Source organism: Bacillus sp. C-3-6 (assembly GCF_054509685.1).
Genome location: NZ_CM137247.1, coordinates 4983231 through 4997339, shown reverse-complemented (window position 1 = coordinate 4997339; position 14109 = coordinate 4983231). Strand labels below are relative to the sequence as shown.

Genomic DNA, 14109 nt, shown 5'->3' with positions numbered 1-14109 from the left:
TCACGTTTTTGAGATTATTCATAAATAGATTCCTTGAGAGAGTTATAGCTTGTTCTATCTGAGGGATCTATTTATTTTTTTATGTCAAATTTTTAGAAAGCTGAATAATATTAGATATATCATTATAAATATTAAATCTGATACATTTAATGGAATTAAGAGGTAATGTAAAATATGAGCGGAAAATATTTTCTTATAGGTCCTTATCCTCCTCCATTGGGGGGCGTGAGTATATATATATATAGGTATAGTAAATTTTTAGAAAAACAAGGTGAAGAAGTAGAATTTATCGATTTTGATAAAATGGGGCGTTTAGAAAAGTTTAAATTTTTAATGCGTTATTGTTTAATATCACCACAAAAGCATACTTTCCACCTTAATGAATTTAATACATTAACTATGATCGCTTTATTGTTACGGCCATTTCAATGTAGGATTATTTTACAAAATCATTCTATAAGAATTTTAGATACTTTTCGTAATATGAAAAAAATAATGACTAAATTATTTATAAAAAAAGTAGATTATTGTGTGTTGGTTGGAGAACATTTAAAAGATGGATATAGAAAGAATAACATACAACTACCAAAACGAGTCGTGGTAAAATCACCCTTTATACCACCTCCATTAGAGGATGAAGAACATATTTTATCGACGTATAGTGAAGAGGTTATAAGTTTTTTAAATAACCACGAACAAATATTAATAGGCAATGCCTCAAAGATTACATTTTATAAGAATATAGATTTGTATGGAATTGATATGTGTATAGAAGTAATAAGAATTTTAAAAAACAAGTATCCCAAAATAGGATTGATTTTTGCTTTGGCAGAAATAGGCGATGAAGAGTACTTCAAAAGTATTTTAGAAAAAATTAAAGAATATAAAATAGAGGGAAATATATTATTTCTTACAGGACAAAAAGAATTATGGCCTCTATTTAAAAAATCAGATATAATGATTCGACCAACTTATAGTGATGCTTACGGTATAAGTATTGAAGAAGCAATTTACTTTAATTGTAGAGCTATTGCAAGTAATGTTTGCAATCGACCAGAGGGTACGATATTGTTCGAAAATCGAAGTATAAATGATTTGGTATGTAATATTGAAAAGTGTATTGAAGATATGGATTTTAAGGAGAAATCATTATGATGCAGCCATTAGCAAAGCTGAAAGGGAAAATCCATAATAATATAATTCAACTAAGAAAAAAAGGTTTTTTTAGTTTATTATTAACAAAATTTTTAGTACAGTTTGTTGGGTTTGGAAGTGTTATTTTAGTTGCAAAATTTATTTCTCCTGAAAGTATGGCACAGATAAAAAGTTTGCAGACTTATTTAATACTAGCTGTTCTAATAGGTACTTTTGGACTCGATACGGCAATATTGAAATATTGTTCGGAACCTAGGGAGGACAGCGAAAAAAATTATCTCCTCTCATATGCGATTCGGAAAAGTATAATTTTTTGTGTGATTTCTGTAATATTATTTAACTTGTTTTTAATTTTTTCTCCGAAATACTCTGTATTTCAGTGGGGTGTATATACACTGTGTATTCCAATGCTTACTATGACAAATCTTTTGATGAATTATTTGTTAGCCCTGAAAAGAGTAAAAAGAATGGCTGTTATACAATCAATAATAAAAATTCAAAATGCAATATTTATTATTATAGGTACGTGGTTTTTCGGTATTAAAGGATTTATTATCGCAACAGTTCTAGGTTTAATAGTAGGATTATTTCCGCTGTTTAAAGAAGTAAATTCCATAAAAGTGCCTTATAATATGTCTGAGAAAATACCGTTTACATTTTGGAATGTTGCATTTTTTAGTTTTTTGGCGAATTTTACTAACAGTATAGGGAATTATACAGATATTATTATTATGGATAGTTTTATTACAAATCGAGTTGAGATGGGATACTATGCAATAGCAACTATATTTTTGTTAGGGGCAACGCAAGTTACCGCTACTTTACAGAATATCTATACACCTTATCTGACTGAAAGTAATAAAGATATTAGTAAGTTAAAACAGATGACTTTTAATATACAAAAAAAGACTTTAGTAGTGAGTATTTTTGTAGGGATTACAGTTTATTTAGGGGCAAAAATATTTGTTCCTATTTTTTATGGGAACTCTTATATAAATACTGTTACATATACTGGAATATTAATGGTTAAATACGTAATATATTCATCCTATGCAATTGTAGCAATTATGTTAATTGCCCTAGGAAGAATGAAAGAGAATTTTTTAGTAAACCTTATTTCTGTTCCCATCATTTTGTTAATTAATTATTTTATTGGAAAACATTTTTCTATCATTGGAATAGCATGGGCGCAAGTATTTAATGCTCTATTGGTATTGGTTATACAATATGCTTTTGTTTTTATAGTGATAAAGAAAGAGAGAAGATACGTTTAAGTTGTTTCTAGAAAAAATAGAGAGTTTTTATAGTAAAGAGGCAGGTGATAGCATATTGAACTATTTCAAAAAAATAGAAGGGTTGTCTGTAAAAGAAGTCCTAGAGAAAGCGAAAAGAAAAGTAGTTTATAAATCGTCAAGAAAGGTTGAATGTTGGAAAGATAGTATAGCTTCTAGTTACTCAAAAGAATTTTTTAATTATGAACTAGAGGAGATTTTATCAAAAACCTTGGAGTATGAATTTGACAAAAATGAAGTGTTACAAATTAGGGATTTAACTTCACTGTATATGAACCATTATTTTGATTTATTAGGATCAGGTTGGTTAAATGTTAAATATAACATGAAGTGCCGGGGATTGGAAAAATATCAGTATACTTCAAAGAAAATTGAAGTTGATAAGAATAGTGATTGGATAAAAAACTTAATTAATAAAGGAAATCAAAATTATAGTGAGTATGTTAGGAGTCATATATCTAGTAGTTATGTACCTATAGATTGGCGAATTGATTTTAAATCGGGGTATACGTGGGACTCAAAAAAACATTATTCAGAGTTGGCTCTTAATACAGTACCAGGGATTGATGTGAAAGTTCCTTGGGAACTTTCCAGAATGCAACATTTAATTCAATTTGTTTGGGCCTATATGCTAGCAGGTAAAGGAAACAAAGAATTTGAAAATCCTAAGGTATATGAAAGAGAATTTCAAGATGAAATTCTTGATTTTATATCTGCAAATCCTCCTAAATTTGGAGTGAATTGGACATGTACTATGGATGTTGCAATTCGAGCCGCTAATTGGATTTTAGTTTATGATTTATTTAAAGTACAGGGGGTAGAATTTAATAAGGAATTTAAAAAAATATTTGTACTTTCTATATATGATCATGGGAAATTTATTTTTAACCATCTAGAACGTAATAAAGGTATAAGAAATAATCATTATTTATCTAATATTGTAGGATTATTCTTTATTTCTGCATACCTTCCTGTTACAAAAGAGGTATCGACATGGTTAAACTTTTCATTCCAAGAATTAATTCAAGAGATGAGTTTCCAATTTTATGAAGAAGGTTCAAACTTTGAAAATTCTACTACTTATCATCGCTTATCTGGCGAACTTATGCTTTATGCAACAGCGGTAGCCCTAGCGTTGCCTAAAGAGAAAATAAAGATATTACATAGTTATAAATTGCAAGATCATATTGGGGTTTGTAAAAAACTAGGTTTTGAAATTGATCCGGATAAATTTTGGGATTTTCATAACGGGAAAGTATTTCCTGAATGGTACATGGAGAGATTAGAAAAAATGGCTGAATTTACAGTTGATATTACTAAGCCTAACGGAGAAGTTGCGCAGTTTGGTGATAATGATAGTGGGAGATTCTTTAAGACACAGCCAACGTATAATTTATTAACAGTTGAGGAGGCTAAGCAAAAATATTTAAATTTAAGTACTTATAATGAATTAAGTGATAAAGAAAAGTACTGGGATGAAGACTTTTTAGAACACCGCTCTTTAGTCGCGGGAATTAACGCTTTATTTAAAAAGAAGAAATTTTTTAGCTTTGTAAATAAACCTTCTATAGAACATACATTAATTAAAAATATAGTGAAAAATAACATTAAACGATATGAAGAATCTGTTTCACAGAGTTTAAAATATAATGTGTTAGAAGTTTCCATAAATGAGCACGAGAAAAATGAAATAAATAAATTAGAGCAACAAGAAAAATTTGTTCAATATATTTTTAATTCTAAATCAAATTTAGTTGAAGGTTTAAAAAAGATAGCATATCCTGACTTTGGTATGTATATCTTTAAATCTCAAGATTTTTATTTAGCTATTAGGTGCGGGAAATTAGGTACTAATGGAAAAGGAAGTCATGATCATAATGATCAGCTCAGCATTGAATTAGTAATTGATGGGGAAGATATTATAAAAGATCCTGGAACATACTTATACACCCCAATACCAGAGAAAAGAAATTTATTTAGGTCAACAAAAGCACATTTTACAATTCAATTAGGTGATATAGAACAAAATAACTTTTATGATGGATTGAGTGGCTTATTTAACTTAGAGCATAATACAAATAGTCAGTGCCTGGAATTTAAAAATAATAGTTTTATAGGGTGCCATAGTGGTTATGGTCAGAAAGTGTACAGGAAAATAGTGATATCTGACAAACAGATAGTGATAACTGATTTTGGAACGAGTATTGTTAATCAAGAATTCATTTACTATTCAAACGGCTATGGGCGGATTATGGAAAATAAATAAAGAGCATTTAAAATTAACATTTATAGGGCATAACCCTAGTGGATTAATGGGCTAGGGAGAAAAATATTATGTTATATGATGTATATTAAATGAATTTTAGAAGGGATTTATTACAAGAATATGAAGAGAGTAATGGTAATTAGTTATTGGTATTATCCGGAAAATGTGGCCCGTGCTTTCCATGTGAAGGGTATTGTATCTTCTTTGATACAAGAGGGTTATCATGTTGAGTTAATAATTCCTAGAAATAATATGTATCAAGAAATCGATGCTAGAGAATCAGATAATATAACTGTACATCAAGTGAAACCGGGCATTTTACTTCATAAAGAAAAAAATAGATGGGATGTGAATAAAAATATACTAAATAATTCCCAAAGTAATTTCCTTATTAAAGGTTTGAAAAAACTGTATGATGTACTTGTTTGGCCAGATCGAACAGTTGAGTGGGCAATAAATGCATACCGTTATGTGAAAAAAAATAAACTGCATATTAATAGTGAAGCTATGGTGACTGTTGGATTGCCGGTTTCTACTCATATTACAGGACATCTATTAAAAAAAGATGCTTCACATTTAAAGTGGATAGCTGATTACGGAGATCCATTCTCTTATAATCCAGATCGAGAAATAAGAAAATACGATAAGTTTTTGGAATCAAAGATACTTAAGAATGTCGATTCCATAGTAATCCCAACAGAAAATGCGGTAGATTGCTACACTAATCTTGGTGTAAATAGGTCGGAAATTCATGTTATCCCTCAATTATTTGAAGAACAACAGGGTGAAAGTAACTATAAAATAGATAAGAGTAAATTTAATATAATGTACGCAGGGTCTTTTTATAGAGGGATTAGGAGCCCAGTAGAGTTTATTCATGGTCTAGTATTAGCTAGTAAAAATAATCCAAAATTACATTTTCATTATTTTGGAAATGTAAATGCATTAGAAGAATTTTTAAAAGTTGAGGGATTGGATATAAAAACAATTCCTATTACGGTAAATACATTTAAAAATAGAAGTGAAATTATTAGCATTATGAAAAAAATGGACTTGTTAATTAATCTAAATAACAAGAGTACAAGTCAAATACCTAGTAAAATTATTGATTATTTGTATGCGAATAAACGAATTTTGAATATAGGATCAACTTTAACTGAACTATTTGATAATGTAAATAATCAAAAGGAACAAATTGCAGATAAATTACTTGAAATTAGTTTAGATAGTGTAGACTTTAACTATGCGGATTTAAAGGAATGTTATAGTTATGCCTCTAATGCTAGAAAATATATGGACTTGCTTGATTAAATTTAAATAATAAATATGTTAATAAAGACGGTAGGAAGATAAATTAGTTAACTAAAAATATGGGAAGGGTTCTTGCGACATTAAAAATATATTTAATAGAGTAAGATTAAAGATAGGATGATATAAATAAATGCAAAAAGGTAGAATAGATTCACTTTTTTATAAGATATATATATTTATGGCAGCATTCTTGGGATTTTTATGGTTAAATCCATTTTTCACATGGAACAATAGCATAATACCTCTCTTTGGAATAATTCATATCTCAGTATTTTTATTATGGATTAGTATATCGGATTACAAAATTAATAAATCAAATATATTTAGTGCTTTTTTAGCTTTTATATTAATAGCAATTTTTAGTTTTAAGGACGAGAATATTATTCGTAACCTATGGCTATATTCTGTTTCACTTATCCCATTAGTTTTGATAAGGAATGAGGAACGTTTAAAGATTTATGATAATTTTATTAAAATAGTTGCCATATCTCTTATACCAGCAATAGCGATAGCTATTCTTTTATTTGTAGGAATAGATTTACAATGGTCTCAGTTATCTAGTACATCTTGGACAAAACCTTACTATAGGAATTACTTTAATTTATCTATCTACCACTTTTTTAACGGATCAGATCAAAGGTACTTCCTCCCTTGGGGAGGAAGTATTGATAGAATTTGTGGAATGTTTGATGAACCAGGAGTAGTTGGAACAATTAGTGGTTTAATCTTAGCATCTAAAGGATTTTCTTTGCGTAGAGGTTATGAGAAAATATTATTTGTAGCAGGGATATGCTCTTTCTCATTTGCTTTTTATGTAATTGTATTTTTATATCTTTTGATAAAGAAGTACAAATATGCTTTGCTATCAATAGGTGTGCTACTAATATTAATGAATACTGTACCTAAAGATACTTATGTATATGAAAAGATTCTTTACAGGTTGGAGTTAGGAAATAACGAATTAGAAGGAAATAATAGAGCGAACGCAGCATTCGAACAAATATATAAGGAATTTTTGCAAGATGGTAACTTATTGTTAGGGATGAAAGAAAAAGAGTATTTTTATAAAGCAAATGCTTATGGTTCAGAGGCATTATCTTGGAAAACCTTTGTAGTAGTAAATGGATTTTTATTATTCGTCCTTCATACCATATATTTTATGGGGCATGCTTTTGCTATGAGAAATAGGTATATCTGGATTTTTTGTATAATTTACTTCCTATCTATTTACCAAAGGCCATACGATTTTTCATTAAGCTATTGGCTTATATTTCTAGGGGGACTTGCTGCATTTAATAAGATGTCAATATCTAAATTTAATTCTTCAAAAAAGATTCGAGCGAACACAAATAGTCCTAATGCAGCTATTAATCAACTGGAGTAATTTAAGATATATATATAACAGAATTAGGGATTGGGGAATCCAGATTAATTTAGATTCCTGTAATCCCTTTTTCTCATTTATATTAGAAAAATGATTGGAGCGAGTATATGTCAGAAATAGCTTTATTAATTCCTGTATATAACGATCAAGTTGGTTTAAATCAAACCTTAGAATCTTTATTGAAGGAAACAAAAGAGAAGGTAGATGTAGTAGTTGTTGATGATGGTAGTAAGGAACCAATCCTTGTTCCTAAGACTGTTGGAATTCACCATATTATTTTTATAAAATCTGAAGTTAATAAAGGAATTGAGCATGTCTTAAATTTAGGGTTAAAGTATATTTGTGATAATGGTTATACATTTGTTGCGAGGATAGATGCAGGAGATACTATTGAACCTAATCGATTTTATAAGCAAAAACAATATATGTTAGATAATCCAAATTATATGTTAATAGGGTCCAGCGTAAGACATACGGATATGGATGGTAAAGAAGTGTTTATAGAGCGTGTACCGCTTTCAACAGATGAGATAAAAAAGAAGATGCATATTAATAGCTGTTTCCCGCATCCATCAGTTATGTTTAGAACAGCAATTATTGAAGAGATTGGTGTATATCATACTGATTTTCCAGCGGCAGAAGATTATGAATTCTTCTTTAGAATAATGAATAAATATGAGGTTTCGAATTTAGATGAAGTACTTATTTGTAAAGAAATCAATCCAAATAGTATCTCATTAAGTAGGCGAAAAAGACAGTTGTACAGTAGAATAAAAATTCAAAAAAAATATTTTAATCCTCTAGTTTTAGAAAGCTACGTGGGAATAATAAAGTCTTTTATCTTGCTAGTAGCTCCTAACAAGCTAATTATTGGTATTAAATCTTTACTAAGTAGATCTAACTAATGATAAAAGGAGCAGTGAGGAATGAAAAAGGTTGTTTTTATATGTGAGGCATTAGGTGGGGGAGTTAGAAGACATTTAGTAGATGTACTCTCAAATTTAGACCTAAATAAATATGAAGTACATGTTATACATGGTACTCAGCGGGTAGATGATGTATTTCTATCGGCAAAAAATAATCTTATGAGAAAAGGGCTCTATTTTTACGAAGTCACAGAAATGGTGAGGGAATTATCATTTAAGAATGACATAGGAGCTACAAAATTAATTATAAAAATGCTAAGGGAAATTAAGCCGCAAATTGTTCATTGTCATAGCTCTAAAGCAGGTGCAATAGGCAGGATAGCAGCCAAAATATGTGGAGTGAAACAAGTGTACTATACGCCACATGCATATGTATTTCAAAACCCAAATTTATCAGCAAAGAAAAAGTTCATATATAAGAACGTTGAAAAACTATTAGGTTCTTTAACAACGAAGGTCCTTCATGTTTCCAAAGGTGAAGAAGGATTTGCTTTGGGACATAAAGTCATTTCATTAAATAAATCAATGGTAGTATATAATGGTATTTCTTCACCACCTACAGATAGTAAATTTCCTTTAAAAGATTGTAAAGAGAAATTGGTAGTAGGAACAATTGCGAGAATGGATTATCAAAAAAACCCATGGTTATTTATTCGTATAGCTGAGCAAGTTATTAAGGAAAATCAAAATGTTGAGTTTGTATATATTGGAGATGGAGAGTATTTTAAAGAAGTTTCTGATTATGTTAAAAGGAATAATTTAAGTGAATTCATTAAATTAAAAGGATTTCATTCAAACCCAGATATAGAATTAATTTGTTTTGATATATTCTTATCTACTTCCTTATACGAAGGTATGCCATATTCATTAATAGAGGCATTATCATATAAAAAACCCATTATTGCTACAGATGTTGTAGGTAATAATGAAATAGTGGTTGATGATTATAATGGTTATCTTTTTGATAAAGATAATGCTAGAGAAGGGACACAAAAAATATTAGAAATTATAAAAGATTATAGCCTATATGATAGGCTTTCTAAAAATGGCTTTAGGACATTTGAGGAACATTTTACGATTGAAAAAATGCTATCTTCAATAGAAGAGTTATATTCTAAATAAGAGACTATAGGTAGTAAAGGAATCCAAAATTAAGGCTTCAATAATCATTGATACGTAATAATAGAATTTAATTAACTGCAAGGATAATAAAGTATAGTGTGTCTATATGAAATTATTTGAGTGAGTTTAATTTTTTATGATTCTATATTTAATATAACGTTGATATATGAGTTGAATAATAAAAAAGATAAGGATTGGTGAAGATGAATAAAAAAGTTTGTGTAGTAGGTTTAGGTTACATTGGTTTACCAACTTCAGCTATTTTTGCAAAAGCGGGATATGATGTTATAGGGGTAGATGTAAACCCTGTTGCAATTGAAATGATTAATCAAGGTAAAGTTCATATTGAAGAGGTTGGATTAGGAGAATTAGTTAAAGATGTAGTAGAAAAGGGGAAATTGAGCGCTAGTGTAGAACCAACCAAAGCTGATGTGTTTATTATTGCTGTTCCTACACCACACAATGCTGATCATACTGCAAATTTAGACTATGTTGTAGAAGCTACTAAGTCTATTTTACCATTCTTACAGAAGGAAAGTATTGTAATTGTAGAATCTACGATTCCACCAAGAACTATTGATGATATAGTGGCTCCAATTATTGAGGAACAGGGATGGAAAGTAGGGGAAGAAATTTACCTTGCACATTGTCCGGAACGTGTGTTACCTGGACGTATTTTAATTGAATTAGTAGAGAATACAAGAATAGTTGGTGGGATTAATAAAAAATCTACGCAAAAAGCAGCCGAAGTTTACGGTTGTTTTGTAAAAGGGGAAATCCTTGAAACTACTGCTGTAACAGCAGAAATGTCTAAGCTTATGGAAAACACATTCCGCGATGTAAATATTGCATTAGCAAATGAATTAGCAAAAATCTCTGAAAAACTTGGCGTAAATGCTTTAGAAGTTATTAAATTAGCTAACCATCATCCTCGAGTAAATTTACATCTTCCAGGACCAGGGGTTGGAGGACATTGTTTAGCAGTGGACCCGTATTTTATTATTGAAAAGGCACCCGAAGAGTCTCAATTAATTTCTAATGCGCGCTTTATAAATAATTCTATGCCTGTATTTGTTGTGGAGCAATTAGCAAAAATTATTCCAGATAAAAATGCAAAAGTTGCAGTTTTAGGAATTACATATAAAGGTAATATCGATGATGTCAGAGAAAGTCCAGCTATGACAATTGTAGATTTACTTAAAGAACAGGGTTATGAAGTTGCTGTACATGATCCTCATGTTCATGAAAATCAGGTCCATTTTAATTTATATAGTCTAGAGAATGCTGTAAAAAATGCAGAATGTATTTTAGTACTAACAGACCATAATGAGTTTAAACAAATAGATGAACAAGTCATTATTGATAACGCAAGAAAGGCTATTATATTTGATACACGTAATTGTATGAATATAAGCAGTAAACAAATTTCTTATTACAATTTTAATAATCTATATGAACTAAGAAGTTTATCAAGCATAAGAGTATAATGAACTAATTGCAAATGGTTGGTTAAAAATATGTTTTATTAAATTAGATATTTTATACGAAGTGTATATAAAGATTTGAATTCTTGCAATTGAATGCATAAAGGAATTTGATTATTTATGATGACTATAGATATTTTGAATGTATTTAGGCTATAATTGTAACTATGTTTTTTGAGAAAAGATTTCGATTTTCGAAAGAAGGTTAAAAAATGAAAAAGAAAATTTTATTCTGGGTTCTAGGTATTATTGGAATTCTTATTGTCGGTGGTGGAGTATATGCTTATACTGTTTATTCTAACGTTTCTAATACATTAGATGCTGTTCATAAACCATTAGATCGTGAGAAATCTGAAAAACGAGAAAAGAAGGTAGATATTTCAGATCAAAAACCAATATCTATTTTAATGATGGGGGTAGACCAACGTGGTGAAGACCAAGGAAGGTCGGATTCATTAATGCTATTTACATTAAATCCTACGACGAAATCTATGAAAATTGTTAGTATTCCACGTGATTCTTATACAGAAATCGTTGGAAAAGGTACAAAAGATAAAATTAATCATGCTTATGCTTTTGGCGGAATTGATATGGCTGTAAAAACAGTAGAGAATTTTCTTAATGTACCAGTTGATCATTATATTGAAGTAAATATGGATGGATTTAAAGATATTGTAGATGCTGTTGGTGGTGTAGATGTAAATAATGATTTAGATTTCACATATGAAGGAATTCATTTTGAAAAAGGAAACATTCATTTAGATGGTAGAAAGGCATTACATTATTCTAGGATGAGAAAGCTTGACCCACGTGGTGATTTCGGACGTCAAATGCGCCAACGTCAAGTAATTCAAGGAGTAATTAAACAGGGTGCTACAGTTTCTTCTCTAGCAAGTTACGGTGATGTATTAAAAGCAATTGAGAAAAACGTTAAAACAAGTTTAACGCAAGACCAAATGTTTGATATTCAAAAGAATTATAAAGATTGCATGCAGAATAGTGAAGAAATCCAAATTCCAGGTGATGGCCACAAAGCTGCTGATGGTATTTGGTACTACTATGTTCCAGATGCAGCGAAACAAGATTTAACGAATAAGTTAAGAGCGCATCTTGAATTGACTAAGTAATATGTAATAACCCAACTCCTTTGGAAGGAGTTGGGTTTATTTTTGCATGGATTTATATTAGTATTATATATTGTGAGATTAATAGATGAGGTGAATCGATGAATAAGAAAGCAGTACTTGTCCTTGTTATTTTTGTATTGTTTGTAGCTTCGATTGTGAGCGGTAAATTGTACTGGAATAAGAAGATTGCAAATGCAACAGGACAAACGAGTGAAGTAACGAAAACAAAAGCTGAAGTAAAAGATAGCGGAGCAAAGAAAGAAGAGAAAAAAGAAGAGAAAAAACAAGATGCGAAGTCATCTTTTAATGAGGCATACGCGAAGAACTTGCCAGATGCAGTGAAAGAGAAGTTAAAGAAAGCTGCTGAGGATAAAAAGGCAGTAAATCTTGTTATTGTTGGTGATGAAGCTTCTTCATCTGAAAAAGGTGCTTGGGCAGCTAAGCTAACGGCTAATTTAGAAACTGCTTATGGTAAAGGTTTATGGAATGTGACGGTAAAGGAATATAAGGGTGAAAGTACAGAAGAATTAATTACGAATAAACGTGATAAAGAGATTGCGAAAGAGAAGCCAGATGTGATTTTATATGAACCACCGTTTATTACTGATAATGGTAAAACTGGTAATGGGAATTCTGTCGCGAATACGCAGAAGTTCGTTCAAGCACTTTCTACTAGTGTAAAGGGTGCTACGATTATGATTCAACCATCAAATCCAGTGTATGGTGCGAAGAATTATCCGAAAGCGATTGAAGCATTAAAACAATTTGCTTCGCAAAATAATTATACATATGTTGATCATTGGGGAGCGTGGCCTGATGCAACAACAAAGGCTATCCTACCATATTTAAAAGAAGAATTTGGTTTCCCAAGTGATAAGGGACATGAAGTTTGGGCGCAATACGTAACTGATTATTTTGTAGCTAAGTAATGAAGGAGAGATAAAAGGTGTACGAGTTCCCGTATACCTTTTCCTTTTATAATTAAGAGATCTGAAAATAGTAGGAGGAAAACAATGAACTCAATCTTAATCTGTGGCGGAGCTGGCTACATCGGTTCTCACGCTGTAAAAAAATTAGTAGACGAAGGTTTATCGGTAGTAGTGGTAGATAACTTACAAACTGGTCATGAAGATGCAATTACGGAAGGCGCGAAGTTTTATAATGGCGACCTTCGTGATAAAGCATTTTTAAGAGATGTTTTTACACAAGAAAATATTGAGGCTGTTATGCATTTTGCAGCTGATTCTTTAGTTGGAGTTAGTATGGAAAAGCCTCTTCAATATTATAATAACAATGTGTATGGTGCACTTTGTTTATTAGAGGTAATGGATGAGTTTAAGGTAGATAAGTTCATTTTCTCTTCTACTGCGGCAACGTATGGTGAGGTAGATGTGGATCTTATTACTGAGGAAACGATGACAAATCCTACGAATACGTACGGAGAGACGAAGTTAGCAATCGAGAAGATGCTTCATTGGTATAGCCAAGCTTCTAATTTACGTTATAAAATTTTCAGATACTTTAACGTGGCTGGTGCAACCCCAAATGGTATTATTGGGGAAGATCACCGTCCAGAGACGCATTTAATTCCTCTTGTGTTGCAAGTGGCTTTAGGTCAACGTGAGAAGATTATGATGTTTGGTGATGATTATAATACACCAGACGGTACTTGTATCCGTGATTATATTCATGTTGAAGATTTAGTAGCGGCTCATTTCTTAGGGCTTAAAGACTTGCAGAATGGCGGAGAGAGTGATTTCTATAACTTAGGAAATGGTAATGGTTTCAGTGTAAAAGAAATCGTTGATGCAGTTCGCGAAGTTACAAATCATGAAATTCCTGCTGAGGTAGCACCGCGCCGTGCGGGCGATCCAGCACGTTTAGTTGCTTCTTCTAAGAAAGCGAAAGAGAAGCTAGGATGGGATCCTAAGTATGTAAATGTTAAGACAATTATTGAACATGCTTGGAATTGGCATCAAAAGCAACCGAATGGATATGCTAAATAAATATAATAACTGAAAGAGAGGGTATCGTCGACAAAA

The 14109-nt window shown here is 30.8% G+C and carries 11 protein-coding genes; all 11 read left to right on the top strand.

Annotated features, from left to right (window positions below):
* Window positions 1–174 precede the first annotated feature (174 nt).
* Window positions 175–1155 (top strand): glycosyltransferase family 4 protein, encoded by a 981-nt coding sequence (locus ACW0JX_RS25745; RefSeq protein ID WP_078994070.1) that lies wholly within the window; start codon window positions 175–177, stop codon window positions 1153–1155.
* Window positions 1152–2429: a lipopolysaccharide biosynthesis protein gene (locus ACW0JX_RS25740; RefSeq protein ID WP_078994069.1), complete on the top strand. Its 1278-nt coding sequence runs from the start codon at window positions 1152–1154 to the stop codon at window positions 2427–2429. The genes ACW0JX_RS25745 and ACW0JX_RS25740 overlap by 4 nt, the downstream gene beginning before the upstream one ends.
* A 1-nt stretch (window position 2430) precedes the next feature.
* Window positions 2431–4713, top strand: a complete 2283-nt coding sequence (locus ACW0JX_RS25735) for an alginate lyase family protein (RefSeq protein ID WP_198946843.1) — start codon at window positions 2431–2433, stop codon at window positions 4711–4713.
* A gap of 120 nt (window positions 4714–4833) precedes the next feature.
* On the top strand, window positions 4834–6024 hold the full coding sequence (locus tag ACW0JX_RS25730) for a glycosyltransferase family protein (RefSeq protein ID WP_459245209.1): 1191 nt from the start codon (window positions 4834–4836) through the stop codon (window positions 6022–6024).
* Between the two features lie 130 nt (window positions 6025–6154).
* Window positions 6155–7408, top strand: coding sequence for a transcriptional regulator (locus ACW0JX_RS25725; RefSeq protein WP_098783175.1), 1254 nt, complete (start codon window positions 6155–6157; stop codon window positions 7406–7408).
* A 107-nt stretch (window positions 7409–7515) separates the two neighbouring features.
* On the top strand, window positions 7516–8313 hold the full coding sequence (locus ACW0JX_RS25720; RefSeq protein WP_098033378.1) for a glycosyltransferase: 798 nt from the start codon (window positions 7516–7518) through the stop codon (window positions 8311–8313).
* 21 nt (window positions 8314–8334) lie between these two features.
* A complete protein-coding gene (locus tag ACW0JX_RS25715; protein ID WP_353810797.1) occupies window positions 8335–9456 on the top strand; it encodes a glycosyltransferase family 4 protein in 1122 nt (373 codons plus the stop codon).
* Window positions 9457–9659: 203 nt separating this feature from the next.
* On the top strand, window positions 9660–10943 hold the full coding sequence (locus tag ACW0JX_RS25710; RefSeq protein ID WP_078994065.1) for a nucleotide sugar dehydrogenase: 1284 nt from the start codon (window positions 9660–9662) through the stop codon (window positions 10941–10943).
* Between the two features lie 209 nt (window positions 10944–11152).
* Window positions 11153–12067: a polyisoprenyl-teichoic acid--peptidoglycan teichoic acid transferase TagU gene (gene tagU / locus ACW0JX_RS25705; RefSeq protein WP_000727081.1), complete on the top strand. Its 915-nt coding sequence runs from the start codon at window positions 11153–11155 to the stop codon at window positions 12065–12067.
* Window positions 12068–12165: 98 nt separating this feature from the next.
* Entirely contained in the window at window positions 12166–12996 is an 831-nt protein-coding gene (locus tag ACW0JX_RS25700; RefSeq protein WP_078994064.1) for an SGNH/GDSL hydrolase family protein, read from the top strand.
* A gap of 84 nt (window positions 12997–13080) precedes the next feature.
* Window positions 13081–14073 carry a UDP-glucose 4-epimerase GalE gene (galE, locus tag ACW0JX_RS25695; RefSeq protein WP_078994063.1) on the top strand — a complete coding sequence of 331 codons (993 nt, stop codon included), beginning with the start codon at window positions 13081–13083 and terminating at the stop codon, window positions 14071–14073.
* Window positions 14074–14109 lie beyond the last annotated feature (36 nt).

Coding starts and splice junctions, on each gene's coding strand:
- ACW0JX_RS25720 (WP_098033378.1), top strand. CDS start 7,516: ATGTCAGAAATAGCTTTATTAATTCCTGTATATAACGATCAAGTTGGT.
- ACW0JX_RS25740 (WP_078994069.1), top strand. CDS start 1,152: ATGATGCAGCCATTAGCAAAGCTGAAAGGGAAAATCCATAATAATATA.
- ACW0JX_RS25700 (WP_078994064.1), top strand. CDS start 12,166: ATGAATAAGAAAGCAGTACTTGTCCTTGTTATTTTTGTATTGTTTGTA.
- ACW0JX_RS25715 (WP_353810797.1), top strand. CDS start 8,335: ATGAAAAAGGTTGTTTTTATATGTGAGGCATTAGGTGGGGGAGTTAGA.
- ACW0JX_RS25725 (WP_098783175.1), top strand. CDS start 6,155: ATGCAAAAAGGTAGAATAGATTCACTTTTTTATAAGATATATATATTT.
- ACW0JX_RS25730 (WP_459245209.1), top strand. CDS start 4,834: ATGAAGAGAGTAATGGTAATTAGTTATTGGTATTATCCGGAAAATGTG.
- tagU (WP_000727081.1), top strand. CDS start 11,153: ATGAAAAAGAAAATTTTATTCTGGGTTCTAGGTATTATTGGAATTCTT.
- galE (WP_078994063.1), top strand. CDS start 13,081: ATGAACTCAATCTTAATCTGTGGCGGAGCTGGCTACATCGGTTCTCAC.
- ACW0JX_RS25745 (WP_078994070.1), top strand. CDS start 175: ATGAGCGGAAAATATTTTCTTATAGGTCCTTATCCTCCTCCATTGGGG.
- ACW0JX_RS25710 (WP_078994065.1), top strand. CDS start 9,660: ATGAATAAAAAAGTTTGTGTAGTAGGTTTAGGTTACATTGGTTTACCA.